13 protein-coding genes are annotated in these 15,036 nt (G+C 50.5%); 7 read left to right on the top strand and 6 right to left on the bottom strand.

Annotated elements, in window-relative coordinates; translation table 11 throughout:
* The first annotated feature begins 131 nt into the window (after nucleotides 1-131).
* The 6 genes from NW211_RS07565 (at nucleotide 132) to NW211_RS07540 (ending at nucleotide 4,875) form a co-directional block, all read left to right on the top strand.
* On the top strand, nucleotides 132-1,583 hold the full coding sequence (locus tag NW211_RS07565) for a helix-turn-helix domain-containing protein (protein ID WP_258327461.1): 1,452 nt from the start codon (nucleotides 132-134) through the stop codon (nucleotides 1,581-1,583).
* A 138-nt stretch (nucleotides 1,584-1,721) separates the two neighbouring features.
* Complete coding sequence (locus tag NW211_RS07560; RefSeq protein WP_258327460.1) at nucleotides 1,722-2,216, top strand: T9SS type A sorting domain-containing protein; 495 nt, start codon at nucleotides 1,722-1,724, stop codon at nucleotides 2,214-2,216.
* Complete coding sequence (locus tag NW211_RS07555) at nucleotides 2,213-2,971, top strand: hypothetical protein (protein ID WP_258327459.1); 759 nt, start codon at nucleotides 2,213-2,215, stop codon at nucleotides 2,969-2,971. The genes NW211_RS07560 and NW211_RS07555 overlap by 4 nt, the downstream gene beginning before the upstream one ends.
* A 215-nt stretch (nucleotides 2,972-3,186) precedes the next feature.
* Nucleotides 3,187-3,468 carry a hypothetical protein gene (locus NW211_RS07550; protein ID WP_258327458.1) on the top strand — a complete coding sequence of 94 codons (282 nt, stop codon included), beginning with the start codon at nucleotides 3,187-3,189 and terminating at the stop codon, nucleotides 3,466-3,468.
* 8 nt (nucleotides 3,469-3,476) lie between these two features.
* On the top strand, nucleotides 3,477-4,025 hold the full coding sequence (locus tag NW211_RS07545) for a lysophospholipid acyltransferase family protein (protein ID WP_258327493.1): 549 nt from the start codon (nucleotides 3,477-3,479) through the stop codon (nucleotides 4,023-4,025).
* Between the two features lie 67 nt (nucleotides 4,026-4,092).
* The gene (locus tag NW211_RS07540; protein WP_258327457.1) at nucleotides 4,093-4,875 is read left to right on the top strand and encodes an amidohydrolase; all 783 of its coding nucleotides are present in this window, start codon (nucleotides 4,093-4,095) and stop codon (nucleotides 4,873-4,875) included.
* A 104-nt stretch (nucleotides 4,876-4,979) separates the two neighbouring features.
* Here NW211_RS07540 and NW211_RS07535 read toward each other — a convergent pair whose 3' ends face one another.
* The 4 genes from NW211_RS07535 to dnaG all read right to left on the bottom strand — a co-directional run bounded on the left by NW211_RS07535 (nucleotide 4,980) and on the right by dnaG (nucleotide 10,061).
* Nucleotides 4,980-5,396, bottom strand: coding sequence for a hypothetical protein (locus NW211_RS07535; RefSeq protein ID WP_258327456.1), 417 nt, complete (start codon nucleotides 5,394-5,396; stop codon nucleotides 4,980-4,982).
* A gap of 5 nt (nucleotides 5,397-5,401) precedes the next feature.
* Nucleotides 5,402-6,751, bottom strand: coding sequence for an ABC transporter permease (locus NW211_RS07530; protein WP_258327455.1), 1,350 nt, complete (start codon nucleotides 6,749-6,751; stop codon nucleotides 5,402-5,404).
* A gap of 16 nt (nucleotides 6,752-6,767) precedes the next feature.
* Nucleotides 6,768-7,697, bottom strand: a complete 930-nt coding sequence (locus NW211_RS07525; protein ID WP_258327454.1) for an ABC transporter ATP-binding protein — start codon at nucleotides 7,695-7,697, stop codon at nucleotides 6,768-6,770.
* 117 nt (nucleotides 7,698-7,814) lie between these two features.
* Nucleotides 7,815-10,061 (bottom strand): DNA primase, encoded by a 2,247-nt coding sequence (gene dnaG / locus NW211_RS07520; RefSeq protein ID WP_258327453.1) that lies wholly within the window; start codon nucleotides 10,059-10,061, stop codon nucleotides 7,815-7,817.
* A 612-nt stretch (nucleotides 10,062-10,673) separates the two neighbouring features.
* Between dnaG and NW211_RS07515 the strand changes: the two genes are divergently transcribed.
* The gene (locus NW211_RS07515; protein ID WP_258327452.1) at nucleotides 10,674-11,924 is read left to right on the top strand and encodes a hypothetical protein; all 1,251 of its coding nucleotides are present in this window, start codon (nucleotides 10,674-10,676) and stop codon (nucleotides 11,922-11,924) included.
* An 82-nt stretch (nucleotides 11,925-12,006) separates the two neighbouring features.
* Here NW211_RS07515 and NW211_RS07510 read toward each other — a convergent pair whose 3' ends face one another.
* Together NW211_RS07510 and lpdA are read right to left on the bottom strand one after the other, a co-directional pair.
* Nucleotides 12,007-12,990, bottom strand: coding sequence for a hypothetical protein (locus tag NW211_RS07510; RefSeq protein ID WP_258327451.1), 984 nt, complete (start codon nucleotides 12,988-12,990; stop codon nucleotides 12,007-12,009).
* Between the two features lie 671 nt (nucleotides 12,991-13,661).
* Entirely contained in the window at nucleotides 13,662-15,011 is a 1,350-nt protein-coding gene (gene lpdA, locus NW211_RS07505) for a dihydrolipoyl dehydrogenase (RefSeq protein ID WP_258327450.1), read from the bottom strand.
* Between the last annotated feature and the right edge of the window lie 25 nt (nucleotides 15,012-15,036).

Here is a 15,036-nt window from a genome sequence, read left to right as displayed (position 1 = left end):
TAGGGAAAATGGATATGTATAATAAGATATTGGAGAGAATATGTTTCTTTATTGTCATCTCTGTTTTTTGTTTCCCGCTAAATATCCGTGCCGATAAATCTGCCGAACCGATTCAAAACCGGTTCAATCATTTGACCATAACCGAGTTGTTCGAGAAGGGTCAAACCTGTTATAAGGAGGGAAAGAAAGATTCTGCTCTGATTTTCTTTTCGCTCTGTGAGACTCGCGATGTCGAGTCGGCCTCTCAGGAGGAGCGACGTTTTTATATACGGGCATTGGCTCAGAGCACGCAACTGTATTCTCTGATTTATGATTATGAAAAGGCCAGCAATCGGTTATTGAGAGCCTTGAGTCTGAGTCGGCGGTATGAGATTCAGGAGGAGACACCTAAAATTTATGTCGAGCAGGGTGCCTTGCTGATGACCTATGCGACCCAGAAGCGGGAGAATAAATATTTCGAACAAGCCGAAGAGGCCTATCGCAAAGCCTTCTGGGTAGCCAAGCGATACGGGCAGTGGCACACCATGATCACAGCCTTTATCAATTTGGGGAACCGCATGTTTTCGTCGAACCGTATCGACAGCATACAAGCGGAAATCGAGGCGTTCAAGAGTTGTACCGAAGCCCGTCACGAGTATAACTACCAGTATGCCTATTACTTGCAGGAGGGGCTCATTTATATGGAAAAGCATGAGTATGACCGGGCTCGCGACGCCTTCCGCAAGCAAATGCGTTCGTTACCGCCGGACGATAAGTACAGCTATTTGCTTTATGGTTCATACGCATCGATGGTGAAGTCGTTTGTCTACGAAGAGCGCTACGATTCGGCTATCGTGTACGAACTGCAGATGCTCGACCTGGCTACCCGGATGAACATGAAAGACGGGCAAACCGTGGCGCTCTATGACCTGTCGGAGATGTATCGTCTCAACGGCGATTCGCTGAAGTCGGCCGAGTATTACAATCAGGCCCTGCGGCATAAGGACTCGCTGTTGACTCGCAATAAGCTCGACGAGGTGGCGGTGATGCAGGTGGTGCAGCAACTCGAGGCCAACAAAAGCGAGCTGCATGGATACAAGCGTTACACGCTGTATGTTTCGTGTCTGCTTTTTCTGATAGTGGGTATAGGTGTGGTGTGGTTTCTGGTATGGAAACGAAGACCTGCCAGGGAGTCGCAGGCAGTTGCACCTGCCGAAAAATACATGAAAAGCACGCTCGACGATGAAACCAAAGAGCAATTGAGAGCCAAGATACAGGAGGTGTTCGAACAGAATCGCGAAATATTTACGCCCAATTTCAATCTGGATCGACTGGCCGAACTGTGCGAGTCGAAACCTAAATATGTATCGCAGGTCATCAATCAGCTCTACGGATCCAATTTCAGTTCGCTGCTCAATCAGTATCGTATCAAGGAGGCTTGTCGCATCATCAACGAAGAAGACAAACTGGGTAACTACACGCTGGAGGCGATTGCCGGTCTGGTCGGTTTCAAAAGTCGGGCTACCTTCCATACCACCTTCAAACGGGTGATGGGGCAGACTCCTGGCGAATATATCAAAACTGTGCGCAAAAAGATGTCATAATTCAAGAAATACGACACAATACAATATTTTTCACTTGTTTTCCTAACATTTTGCATCTAATTTTACAAACGAATCGAAAATGATGTGTTCGTTTGTAAATCGCTATTCCTATTAAATAACCCAATAATTTGTGATGAAATGATGAGAAAAAGTTGCATTCTGATTTTTTTGCTGATGGCTTTTGCATCCATAAGCCCTCTATTGGCGGAAGAGTCGACGACAAAAGTTTTTGCTGTCAATCTCACCGATGGAACCACAATCCGTTATATAATAGCGGAGAATCCCCGGTTGACTTTTGACGAAGAGAACGTGTATGTGCAATCGGATGTGGCAGAAGCCGTTTATGCCCGGTCGGAAATTCAAACATTCACGTTCGAAGATTATTCGGTCCCCTCGAGTCTGGATGATGCCGAGGACCAAAACGAGATTGTTTTCCGATATGTCGACCGCAATCTCGTAGAGGTTACGGGCGATATACAGGGGGCACCCGTGCGTGTCTATGCCATGAGCGGGCAAGTGTTGCAAAACTTCGTTGCCCAAGGCTCTCTGGTGCAAATCGATTTGACGGACCTCGCTGCCGGCATATATATTATCAACATCAATAGTCGAACCCTTAAAGTATATAAGAAATGAAAAAGATTACACTGGCCATACTCACCACACTGTTTATAGGTAGCTCGGCACAAGCACAACTGTTGCAAATTGAAAAGACCAACGGCGACTTGCTGGAGTTGGATATTAACGATATCAAAGAGATGCGATTCAAAGAGGCGCAGAGCTTTGATGGCAACACTCCCGAAAATCTGGAGATTATCGATATGGGTCTCTCGGTGAATTGGGCTTCGCTGAATATTGGTGCCGAAAATCCCGAGGAGGTAGGCTATTATGTGAGTTGGGGTGGAATAGAGCCTAAAGATTGGTATTCGTGGTCGTACTATGAGTTTGGCCATTCACAGAGCTCGCTCGACAAATATACCTCTTCCGACGACTTGGAAACGCTGCAGCCTGAAGACGATTTGGCCACGGTATCGTGGGGGAGCGAATGGCGCATGCCCACCAGTGCCGAGTTTGAGGAGCTGTTGGCAAATACGACCGTAGACTATGCGGCTGTCGAGAATGGTGTCACGGGCGTACGGCTCACCAGTACGGTTCCCGGGTATGAAGATGCCACCCTATTTTTCCCGGTATCGGGGTGGAAACAAGATGGTAATACCTTAAATTTGGAGATGCTTTGTTCCTATTGGGCCAGTTCGGTGGTTACGATTTTCCCGCAATTTGCGTTTGCCGCCGAGTTCTGGTTGTCGGGCGACTATGCCTCTGAGGTTCATTTGAGTGGTACCTATCGGTATCTGGGCCACCCGGTGCGTGCGGTGACAGAGAAGAAATAAGATACGCATACGGTCGCTACGAATAGTCGTATTTGCCGAAGACCGTACCAGATACTTCCCGGGGTAGGGGCGATGAGTTTGTCGCCTATACCTCGGGATGTCTGTTTTGTGGTGTCTTCGAGATGCGAATTGCCTGAAAAAACTGTGCCTTTCATTTGCCTCTGCGCTATCCTTTTGTTATCTTTGCTACAGCGTAAATTTAAAATAGATAAGCTATGGCTAACAAAAGAACATTGAAAAAAGAGATTAACTACATCGCCGGTGAATTGCTGGCCGAGTGTCTGTTCAATAAATATTATGTGCCCGGTGTCGATACCGACAAGCTCGATGAGTTGGTGGGTAAAATCGCCAATATTCAAGACGATTTTCTGTGCCGTGTAAGTGCCAACGGCGATAAGGATCCCAAGAAGGTGAAAGTCTATTACAAAAAACTGCGTGCCGACTTCGACAAAGCTATCGACGGTGTTTTCGAAGATTTGGCTGCCCTTAACGGCTAATGGGTAGGATGAAGCGGGCCCTGAGTTCCTTCGTGCTGAAGGCGCTGGGGTGGCGGGTAGTGGTCACGCTGCCCGATTATCCCAAGTGTGTCATCTGTGTGGCGCCTCATACGAGCAACTGGGATTTCATCATCGGCAAGCTGGCCTATCTGTCGGTAGGACGCTTTGCCGGATTCATGATGAAGAAAGAGTGGTTTTTCCCGCCGCTTGGTGCCCTGTTCCGTTCGATGGGCGGGGTGCCAGTGTCGCGCGACAGACGTACCGATATGGTGTCGCAACTGGTGGCGATATTCAACGAACGCGAACGCTTTGCGATTGCCATTACCCCCGAGGCTACCCGCAAGCCTAATGCCGATTGGAAGAAGGGCTTTTACTACATTGCTCAGGGGGCGGGTGTTCCTATCGTGCTGGCCTATATCGACTACAAGGAGAAGCGGGTGGGTATCGAGCGCACCTTTACCCCTACGGGCGATGTTGAGGCCGATATGCGGGCCATCAAGTCGTATTACAAGGATTTCCATGCTCGTAAGCCCGAGAATTTCATAACCGGATTGTAAGTAAATTTTGTATGAGCCGAGCGGACTGGTTGGGTCTGCTCGACTTTTTTGTATAAACACGATTGAGATGGACGAATTGTTGAGGGTCGCCTTGGTGCAGACCGATATTGTGTGGGAGGATAAGGTACAGAATCGGGCGCGTTGTGCTGCGATGCTGGAGCGGCTCGCAGGGCGCTGCGACCTGGTGGTGCTCCCCGAGATGTTTACCACGGGCTTCTCGATGCGGGCCGAAGAGTTGGCCGAGCCGGTTTCGGGTCCGACGGTCGAGGCTTTGATTTCGTGGGCCCGGCAGTACAACCTGGCGGTGGCGGGCAGTTTCATGGCCCGGGAGGGCGAAGTGTGCTACAACCGCGGATTTTTGGTTACTCCCGACGGTACTCCGCACTACTACGACAAGCGTCACCTCTTCCGCATGGGCGAGGAGGGGCGTCATTTTGCAGCTGGCGACCACAAGCTCGTGGTGAATTATCGGGGGTGGAATATCGCCTTGCAGGTGTGCTACGATTTGCGTTTCCCGGTGTGGTGCCGCAATGTGAACAACGAGTACGACCTGATGCTGGTGGTGGCCAACTGGCCGCAGTCGCGGGCCTATGCCTGGCGCAGTCTGCTGGTGGCTCGTGCTATCGAGAATGCCGCCTATGTGTGCGGGGTGAACCGTACCGGCAACGATGCTACCGCAATGGTCTATCGGGGCGATACGATGGCCGTAGGGGTGAAGGGCGAGATTCTGGCCGAGGCCGAACCCTTTGCCGAGCAGGTGCTCGAGGTCGAACTCGACTTGTCGAAGGTGCGTCGGTTCCGGGAGAAGTTCCCCGTATGGAAGGATGCCGACGATTTTGAGCTGCGGTAGTCTTTGCCGGAGTTATAAGGACATTTAAAAAAGGAAAGTGGCAGCGACCCTCTCGGGCCTCTGCCACGCTTGTTATTGTGTGTAATCTGTAAAAGTCGTATTTGTCAGGGTTTGGGATTGGTCGCAGTCGCCGGTTCGCGCAGGCGGCATTCCCAGATAACCCCTTTGTCGACGGCACCTTCGAAAAACTGCCGGACCGCTTCCCGACGGGCCGGGGGCATGAGGCCTCCGTATTTGAGGCACATCTTGCCCTCACTGTCGTAGACCGTAGTGGTATTTTTGTCGAAGGCTCCGGGAGTAGGCATATAGACGACGTAGTAGAGCGCCCCCTCTTTCTCGTAGAGGGTGATGCGGCATTCGGTCTGCGAAAGAGTTTTCTTCCGCTCCTTCAACCACTCGATTTCATCGACGGGGTTGTGCTTTGCGGGATTCTTCTCCACTACATATTTACTACCGGCGCAAGAGGAGAGCATCAGCAGACCGGCGCATAGCAGAGTTATGAAATTTCGTACCGTTTTCATACTGCTCAGGCTTTATAACGTATCCATTTAATCATCTCTTTATAGCTGGGTTTCTTGCCGTACATGAGTATGCCCACACGGTAGATGCGGCCGGCTACCCAGGCCAGCCCGATAGCCGAGCCGTAGAGGATAACCATCGAGAGGGCCAGCTCCCAGGTCGATACCCCGAAGGGGATACGCACCATCATGACGATGGGCGAGGTAAAGGGTATCATCGAGCACCACATGGCCAGCGGTCCGTCGGGATTCTCGGCACTGAAGATGCCGGCATAGAGGGCAAAGATGATGATGAAGGTGATGGGTACCATGAATTGTTGCGTGTCCGACTCGTTGTCGACGGCCGACCCGATGGCGGCGAAGAGCGAGGCGTAGAGGATATACCCGCCGATGAAGAAGAACACGAAGCTGACGAGCAGCTGGGTGATGTTGATGCTCCCCAGCATCTGCTGTACCTCGGCCATGGCACCCATGTCGCCGCTCAACTGGCTGGCATCGACGCCGTTCATCGTAGTGGTCATGGCGGCCATGTCGCTCATCTGTGCGGGGTCTACACCGCCGCTGAACGAGAAGTAGGCCCCGGCCGAGAGGAATATGCCCACCAGGAAGATAATCCAGATGCCCAACTGGGTGAGTCCTACCAGCCCGATGCTGACAATTTTGCCGATCATCAGTTCAAACGGTTTGACCGACGACACCATCACCTCGACGATGCGGTTGGTCTTCTCCTGCATGACGCTCGACATCACCTGTCCGCCATAGAGCATGAGGAACATGTAGATGATAAGGGTCATGGCCATGCCGATAATCGTCACGAACTCGGTCGAGGTCTGGGTCTCGGCCCCATCCTCTTCGAGCCGGATGGTGTCGACCTGGAGATTGATGTCCGACTCGTCGATGATGCGCTTGATGTCGGGGATATTGTACGAGAGCAGCTTCTCGTCCTTGAGGTAATCTTCCATCTGCGAGATGATGTTCAGCTCGCAACTGGAGGTAATCTGTTTCTGCGAATAGATGGTCATGCCCTGAGGATTGTCGAGCAGGTTGTCCTTGATGATGACATAGGCATAGGGCATGGTGCTTTCGTCGCCGTCGACCCGCATCTGGTCGGGCGATAAGGTCCCTTGGGTATACGTGTAGTGATACTCGTCGGTATCGTGATAAATATCCTTGTACAGGCCGGTCTGGTCGATGATAGCGATGAGGCGGGTCTCGTCGCTCGAGAGCTTGGAGAGCCAGATGGGTGCAAAGACGAGGGCCACCATGATGATGGGGGAGAGAATCGTCATCAGGATGAACGATTTCTTTTGAACTCGGGTGAGGTACTCGCGTTCTATGATAAGCGATATTTTACTCATGATGCAGTGTGTTTAGCTAAGCGTTTTGTTTTTCTTCCAGGGCCGATTCGCCAACGGTATCGATAAAGATTTCGTTCATCGTGGGCAGTATCTCTTCAAACCCGGCTATCTGGCATTGTTGCGTGAGCAGCCCGATGAGCTCGTTGTTGCTCATGTGCGGGTCGCGCTTGCGCAGGGTGTAGGCGTGGCCGCGGGCGACATCCCGTGCCTCGGTAATCTCGTAGAGGTCGTTGCTTTGCAGTTCGCCCTGCTGTACCTCGACCTGGAAGAGGTGCTTCTTGTGCTGTTCGCGAATGTCGTTGACCTTGCCTTGCAGCACGGCGTGCGAGCGGTTGATGAGGGTAATCTCGTCGCACAACTCCTCGACCGAACCCATGTTGTGAGTCGAGAAGATGATGGTGGCACCCTTGTCGCGCATTTCGAGAATCTCGCGTTTGAGCAGATTGGCATTCACGGGGTCGAATCCGCTGAAGGGCTCGTCGAAGATGAGCAGTTGCGGGTTGTGCATCACCGTGGTGATGAACTGTATCTTTTGTTGCATGCCTTTGGAGAGCTCTTCTATTTTCTTCTTTTCCCAACCGCGGATGTCGAATTTGCCCAGCCAATAGTTCATGCTCTCTTTGGCAGCTTGTCGCGACATGCCTTTCAATTGGGCCAGGTAGAGAATCTGTTCGCCCACCTTCATCTTTTTATAGAGGCCTCGCTCTTCGGGCAGATAGCCTATGTGCTCGACATCCGAGGGGTGTAGCGGGCGGCCGTCGATGAGAACTTCGCCTTCGTCGGGGGCGGTAATCTGGTTGATGATACGAATCAGGGTCGTTTTACCGGCTCCGTTGGGCCCCAGCAGGCCATAGATGCCGTTGCGGGGTACGCGCACGGTGACATCGTCGAGTGCTCGGTGTGAAGCATATTGTTTGACAATGTGATTGGCTTCGAGATAGTACATAGTGTTTTGACAATAGGTATATGATTGATGAGACAAAGGAACGTATATTTTTTGAATTAAACAAGTAAAATGATAAAATTTTATTGTTTTTCGATAAATAAATATTGAATATCTTTTTTATCTCGGCGATACGATACGGTCGCCTATCTGCTTGGCCAACGCTGTTCTCACCCGGTTGAGCTCGACGTTCTGCTCGATGAGCTCGATTATCCGTTGCTCGTCCTTGTTGCGCGAGGCCTCTTTGATTTGCTCCTGTATCTGCTTGATCGACTGCTCGAGAATGGCGTTTTTCAGCTCGTAGATGGCCCGTGGAATAAGCTCCCACAGACGATCGGCCTCCAGTTCTACCTTCTGGAATTTGGTGTGTACTTTGCTGAGCTGGTATTTCTCGCTCACCAGGTCGACGGCAAGCATGCTGATCGAGGAGTCGGGATGGGTCGTGAAATAGCGTTCGAGAAAATTGGTCTCGAAGGTTTGCAACTCTTCTTCCATCTCGCGGGCGATACGTGTTTGAGCTTCGGCCTCTTTCCGTTGTTTGTCGGCAATATCGCCGCTTTCGAGGCGTATCTGTTCGATGGCTTCGTCGACCAGTTTTTGTTCCTTCACCTGCAGTTCGGTTCGCAAGGCGGCTACTTGTTGAGCTTCGTATTCCCGCTGCTCGGCTGTCAGTTCTACGATATGCTTGTACAGCGGATTGCACAGTTCGATACTGTCGATCGAGAGCTCTTCGACGATGTATTCCCACACCTTTTGCCACGACCCGTCGGGCAATTCGAACAGGTTGCGGTAGCCATAGCGCACGATATAGCGGATAATCTCCCGCTCGTATTTTTCGAGGGGCGATTGCTGTACCATCCGTTGCGACAGCGTGTGGTCGGTGACGGGGACGGCTTCGGGTGTTTCGGCCGGTGCCGGCATATCGGCCAGCGAAGGGGGTGGGGGAGTTTCGTTGCCGTTGGCCGGTGCGGCGGTTGTTGTGTTTCCCGATTTCGGGGCGTTCGTCGTGGCGGCCGATTGCCTCTCCTGATTGTAGCGCTCGCGCGAGAACTGCTGTTCGGCCCGTTTCTGGCGGCGTTTGTTCAGCTCCGACAGCAGTACCTGTTCGTCGATTTGCAACAGGCGGCTGCACTCTTGCACGTAGACCGAGCGGACAATGGCATCGGGTATGAGCGAGATGCTCTCGACGATATTCGAGATGATGGCGGCCCGTTTGATGGGGTCTTCGCCGGCATCTTCGAGCAGCAGTTGGGTCTTGAACCGAATGAAATCGGTCTCGTGTCCCTTGATATAACGGGTGAACGACTCGGCACTCTGACTCTTGGAGAAAGAGTCGGGGTCTTCGCCGTCGGGCAGCAACACCACTTTGATGTTGAGCCCCTCCTGCAGCAGCAGGTCGATACCTCGCAACGAGGCTTTGATGCCCGGAGCATCGCCGTCGTAGAGCACCGTGATGTTGTCGGTGAAGCGGTGAATGAGTCGTATCTGTCCGTGGGTAAGTGCCGTACCCGACGAAGCTACGACATTTTCGATACCCGACTGGTGCATCGACAGCACGTCGGTATACCCCTCGACCAGATAGCAGCGCCGCTCTTTCTCGATGGCCCGCTTGGCCTGGTAGATGCCGTAGAGCTCGTCGCTCTTGTGGTAAATATCCGATTCGGGGGAGTTGAAGTATTTGCTTATCTTCACCCCCGACTTCAAGATGCGTCCGCCAAAGGCGACCACCTTGCCCGATACGCTGTAGACCGGGAACATGACCCTGCCCGAAAAGAGGTCGTAGATGCGGCCTTCCTGTGTCTCGCGGCAGAGCCCCGTCTTGAGCAGATAGTCAATCTTATAGCCCCGTTTCTGGGCCTCCACGGCCAGGGCGTCGCGCTTTTCGGGCGAATATCCCAGCCCGAACTTGCGGATGATGTCTTCGTTGAAGCCCCGCTCCTTGAAATAGGCCAGACCCACCGAACGGCCTTCGTCGGTCTCGAGCAGCGACTTGCTGAAGAACTCTTGAGCGAAGGTGTTGATGACAAACATGTTTTCGCGTTCGCTCCGTTTCTGACGCTCTTCGTCGGTCAGCTCCTTTTCATGAACCTCGATGTTGTATTTCTTGGCCAGGTATTTCAGCGCTTCGTAGTAGGAGAGCTGTTCGTGTTCCATGATGAAGTGTATGGCGCTGCCACCCTTGCCGCAACTGAAACATTTGCAAACCCCCTTCGATGGCGATACGCTGAACGAGGGCGACCGGTCGTCGTGAAACGGGCATAACCCCCAATAGTTGGCTCCACGCCGGCGCAGGCTGACGAAGTCGGATACGACATCGACGATGTCGGTCGCGGCCATAATTTTATCGATGGTTGCCTGGTCTATCATCTCTTTTCGTTTGGGTGCACGAAGATAGCGATTTCTTGACGATAATGGTTCGTCGAGCTCTTACTTTTTTCAATGCTGCAAAAATAGGTTAGAGTTGGTTGTTTTTGATTCTATTTTGCTAAAATATTGTATTTAAATAATAAATAAAGTTGTATACTCTCGTTTTTGAGTTGATTTTCTTGTCGTCGACTCAGAAAATTCATACATTTGCAATGTGTTTTTCATAGTATTAGATTTAAGGTTAATGAAGATTGGTTGTCGTGAGACAACCTTTCCTTTTTTAAACCCCTCGCAAGCTCTTCCTTCGGCGACATTCCCTCTCTTTTTCTACGAGTGTGGCAGTCATCTGTTGTGGTCCCGATAGATTGTATTGTCGGTACGCTCCGTTTTTTGTGGCCTGTTGTCAATCAACACAATCGATTTGTATTTTTCTGTTAAACAGCATGTTATAGATTTTTGTTCTACTTTTGAAATGAAACAGAGGGATGGTATTTGTTTTCAAAATGAAATTTTTAATAGATTTTTATTAGAAAAATGACTTTATTTATCAAAATATTATTACATTTGTGTACATATTTTTTGACCCCAAAGTAGTAACTTAAAAAAAGTGGTATGAAAAAATTTACTTTTGTTTTGGCCGCTACGGCCTTGTGTGTAAATGTTGGCTTTGCCCAAACATTTGAACCGATGAATCGCTTGACTCCGGTTAAACAAGTAGCCCTCGAGAAGATTGAAAAGTCCTCGTTGAGCAGAACTTTACCGGGTACTGCTGAAACCAAATTTGATTTTATTAAGGAGAATCAAAAACGTATTGCCAAAAAACCGGCACAAGTTGCTGCTTTGACGGCACCTGAAGCTCTCCCTGCTACAAATGTAACACCTTCTTATTTTGTAGCTAACTGGAATGCTGTGTCGGGAGCTAATTATTACGAAGTAGATACATATAGAATATTTACTACGGCTGCCGATTCTGTTGAATATTGTGCTTTGTATGAAGATTTCTATTTCGCAGAGGCAAGTGATGAGTCGATTACCAACTATCTTAATGGTAGTACCTACCGTTCTCAGTGGGTATTGATCGATGGTAAGTTGGGCGATCAGTCTGTTATTCTCCCTGCCGCAGCTGCAGAGGGTTGCGAGTTGGATACTCCCCCGTTGGATTTGACGGCTGGTGGTGAAACCGGGAATATCCATTTCAGTCTCAGTCTAGAGGGTAATACCGGTGATAAGGTTTATATAGGGTATTATTATGATGAAAATGGTGAAAGCAAAGCTTATGCTTTGGGTGACCTGACTTTGGACGATGGCGGGTTGAAAGGAAGTTATTCGGTTCCAGATCTTCCGTTGACTGAAGAATCGGGACTTTTCTTATATACGATGGCTTCGGAGAATACAGGTGATATAAAGGTTAATGAATTCGTTGTATCACAAACTCTTGCTCCCGGTCTTGAGTTTATGGCTTTCCATGATTATGCCACGACCACGGGTACATCGGTTCAGGTATTTACGATGGAGAGAGATGTAATGTCCGAAGGGGTAACTGATAATTTCTTCTATGGTGTATTTGCCTTGAATGTCAATATGGCCACCGGTCAAGTTACCGATGCTTCCAATATTTCAAATTTGATTGATGTAGATGGCCAAAGCGGTGTAGAAGGTGTACAAGTTAGCAACGACAAGATTTTCGTACACGACAATCTGCACGTTGTTCTTGAGAAACCGGCTACAATTGCCGTTTACAACATGGCCGGTGTATTGGTTATGAGTGTCGAGGGTGTGGAAGGTGAGAACGAAATCGCCTTGCCCGCTGCCGGTGCCTATATTGTAAAAGCCGGTAACACGGTTGCCAAAGTGATGAAATAATCTTATCACAGACTGATAAGACAAGGGGCTGCATCGCAACCGATGCAGCCCCTCTTGTTTTTTGCTTTCTGTTCTTATGAGTCTATGACTTCAGGTCGTCTTTTTTCTTAAAGGGATTCAGAAGCCACGACAGCCAATTGTTGCGAGGCTTTGGCTTTTTCTCCAGAACCTCTTCGACATTGAAGATGATTTGGTCGGTCTCTTCGTCGATTATCGCCCCGCTGTCGGTATCCATATAGGTACACAAATCGACCAGCAGCTCTTTGCATCGTTCCATATCCAGCTTGCTCCTCTTCATGGTCCAAATCAATATGGTGCCCATGTGGTCGGGAAACTGGCCAAAAATCTGCGCTCTCGACTTCACCAGTTCGTTGGTCAATATCCCTACATATTGGGGAGTTACCTTCTTGGGATTTTTTATGTCGCAGCCATTGGTAATGGTGTACCAGTAATCGCTGATGATAGAGCCATGATACATGCGCTTCTTCGACAGGTGCAGGCGCACGCCGGGATAACTCAACCAGGCCACGGGAATCTCTATATGGTCGGCATCAAACTCTTTTCCCATGGTGGCGTAGTAGCCATATTTGTCGGGGCAAATAAATCCATCTTTATAGGTGCAGAAGAAACGGATTATCTTCTCGGCATACTCGTTATGACTTTTCTCCCACAGGTCGTGTAAAAAGGTATTTAATTTGGCCCTATCAAAGTCCCAGTTCTGCATGAACTCTACAAATCGCGGGTCGGTCAGGTTGGGCTTGACCTGTATACATAAGCATAAAATCGGTGGCTGTTTGCCGGGTTCCTGTTGCCGTATCGCGGGTTTCTGCTCCTGGTTTTGTGGGTCGGCGATTTCCTGTTCCTGGCTCTGCTGATTGGCCAAGGCCTTTTGCATGAGGTTGTTGAAGTATTCTTCGGTCTCTTTTTGTGATTTCCATTTCTCTTCGTAGATGTTTTTCTCGGCATTGCCGAAGAGATCGAGCAGGACTTCGCCTGTCTTATTGTCATACATAATGCCGTAGTCGGCTTTCAGGTACTCGCAAAAGTCCCGCAGGAGTTGTTCCACAAAGTCCCTGTCAATCTTCCATTGTTTGAGGAAATAAAAGGAGATAATACCCATATATTCCGGTAAGACCCGTTTGGGACGTAAGACTTTTTCCACTCCTCCATCTCCGATAATAGCATATGACTTATTGTATATAAGAACAAGATATTTACGCAGTTTCTTCATACTCAAGTCTCCTGCCGGGAAACTTAGCATGGCAATCGGGTCTGATATATCGTTCTTGTCAAAGGGATATTTTATCGGGTCACAACTGTTGTACCGATCGGGACATATAATCCCGTCGCGATAGTTGACAAGAAATTCTACAATTTGTCGAGCCCGTTCATTGTAGAGCGGTCGCTCTAAGGTATCAAGGTATGCATCAAAGTCGTCTAATGAAAAATTCCAATCTTTTTCTTCGAGAAATTTTGTTATTCTCGGATCGGTCAGATTCTCTCTTACCTGTATTTTTATACCGATGTTTTCACAATTTGTCGCTTCCATAGGTGTGTTCTTTTTCAGATTAAGGCTTTACATATTATATCAGTTGCAAAGTAGCAAAAAATTATTGAAAGAAACAATCTAGACCCATGCTTTTCTCGGGTGGAACGATTATGTACGTTTATACGGAAAGAGGCTGCATCCAAGATAGATACAGCCTCTTTCGTTATCCTGTGGAGTAGGGGGATTCCCTAAAATTCCCGGGCACACTCTTGCAGCACCTCCGAGAGGGTGGGGTGTGCATGTACCATCTCTTTCAGTTGGGCTACGGTGGTAGCGCGGTTCATCAGGGCCGAAATCTCCTGTATCAGATCGGCAGCGTGGGCCCCGAAGATATGGCCGCCGATGATGCGGCCGTTTTCGTCGGCAATGAGTTTGCACAGCCCGTCGGGCTCGCCCATGCTCACCGCCTTACCGTTGGCCCGGAAGAGCGATTTCTTGGCCGTGAAGGCGATGCCCTGCTGTTTGCACTCCTCTTCGGTGAGTCCCACCATACCGGCTTCGGGGTGGGTAAATACGGCCGAGGGAATAATACTGAGGTCGATGCCGCTCTCCTGGCCCAGCAGGTGGTCGATGACCTTGCGGCCTTGGAACGAGGCGGCATGGGCCAGCAGACAGCGGCCGTTTGCATCGCCTATGGCATAGACGTCGGGCACGTTGGTCTGCAGGTTGTCGTCGGTCTCGATGCCTTTGGTCGAGTAGTGTATGCCCACGGTGTCGAGTCCCAGCCCTTCGACGCGAGGGGCCCGGCCGGTAGCAATCAATACCGTGTCGGCCTCGACCGTGTGCTCCTGGTTTTTCCAGGTGTAGCGGACGGTCAGCCCCGAGCCGGTCGACTCGATGGAGTTTACACCGGCCTGGTTGAAGAACTCGATGCCCCGCTTGGAGAGAACCTGTTTCAGCCGTTTGCTGATGTCGGTGTCGAAGTTGGGCAGAATCTCTTTGGCAAACTCGAGCATGGTGACTTCGCTGCCGAAGCTGCGGAAGATGGAGGCGAACTCGAGCCCGATGACACCGGCTCCCACGATGCAGAGCCGCGAGGGTATGTGGTCGATGTCGAGCAGTTGGGTCGAGGTGACTACCCCGGGCAGGTCACTCCCCGCGATGGGCGGAATCTTGGCCGTAGAGCCGGTGGCTATGAGTATGTGCCGGGCCGTATAGGTCTCGCCCGAGGCGCTCTTCACGGTGTGGGCGTCGAGCAGTTCGGCCCGCTCGGGTATGCAGGTGATGAGTTCGTTTTTCAACAGAAACTCGATGCCGGCGGTGAGTTGGGCCACCACTTCGTTTTTGCGGGCTACGACACGTGCCATATCTACGGTGGGAGCCGTCGCCCCGATACCCATCGCCTCGCAGTGGGCAATGGTGTCGGCCACCTCGGCGCTGCGACAGAAGCATTTGGTGGGGATACACCCCTCTTGCAGACAGGTGCCTCCGACCCGGCGCTCTTCAAACAGGGTGACGCTCAGTCCCTTCTTGGCAGCATACAGGGCCGTCTCGTATCCGCCGGGGCCGGCTCCGATGATGATAATATCGCTGTTCATGTGCATGTAAGAAATAAAAAACGGA

The sequence above is a fragment of the Barnesiella sp. ET7 genome (assembly GCF_024733785.1).
GTDB lineage: Bacteria > Bacteroidota > Bacteroidia > Bacteroidales > Barnesiellaceae > Barnesiella > Barnesiella merdigallinarum.
Note: the sequence above shows the minus strand (reverse complement) of the source record. Positions and strands in the feature narration are given on the sequence as shown.

What these genes read in the sequence shown, in the direction of transcription:
- NW211_RS07515 (WP_258327452.1), top strand. Translation starts at nt 10,674, where the DNA reads ATGAAAAAATTTACTTTTGTTTTGGCCGCTACGGCCTTGTGTGTAAAT.
- NW211_RS07560 (WP_258327460.1), top strand. Translation starts at nt 1,722, where the DNA reads ATGATGAGAAAAAGTTGCATTCTGATTTTTTTGCTGATGGCTTTTGCA.
- dnaG (WP_258327453.1), bottom strand. Translation starts at nt 10,061, where the DNA reads ATGATAGACCAGGCAACCATCGATAAAATTATGGCCGCGACCGACATC.
- NW211_RS07530 (WP_258327455.1), bottom strand. Translation starts at nt 6,751, where the DNA reads ATGAGTAAAATATCGCTTATCATAGAACGCGAGTACCTCACCCGAGTT.
- NW211_RS07535 (WP_258327456.1), bottom strand. Translation starts at nt 5,396, where the DNA reads ATGAAAACGGTACGAAATTTCATAACTCTGCTATGCGCCGGTCTGCTG.
- NW211_RS07545 (WP_258327493.1), top strand. Translation starts at nt 3,477, where the DNA reads ATGAAGCGGGCCCTGAGTTCCTTCGTGCTGAAGGCGCTGGGGTGGCGG.
- NW211_RS07540 (WP_258327457.1), top strand. Translation starts at nt 4,093, where the DNA reads ATGGACGAATTGTTGAGGGTCGCCTTGGTGCAGACCGATATTGTGTGG.
- NW211_RS07550 (WP_258327458.1), top strand. Translation starts at nt 3,187, where the DNA reads ATGGCTAACAAAAGAACATTGAAAAAAGAGATTAACTACATCGCCGGT.
- NW211_RS07555 (WP_258327459.1), top strand. Translation starts at nt 2,213, where the DNA reads ATGAAAAAGATTACACTGGCCATACTCACCACACTGTTTATAGGTAGC.
- NW211_RS07525 (WP_258327454.1), bottom strand. Translation starts at nt 7,697, where the DNA reads ATGTACTATCTCGAAGCCAATCACATTGTCAAACAATATGCTTCACAC.
- lpdA (WP_258327450.1), bottom strand. Translation starts at nt 15,011, where the DNA reads ATGAACAGCGATATTATCATCATCGGAGCCGGCCCCGGCGGATACGAG.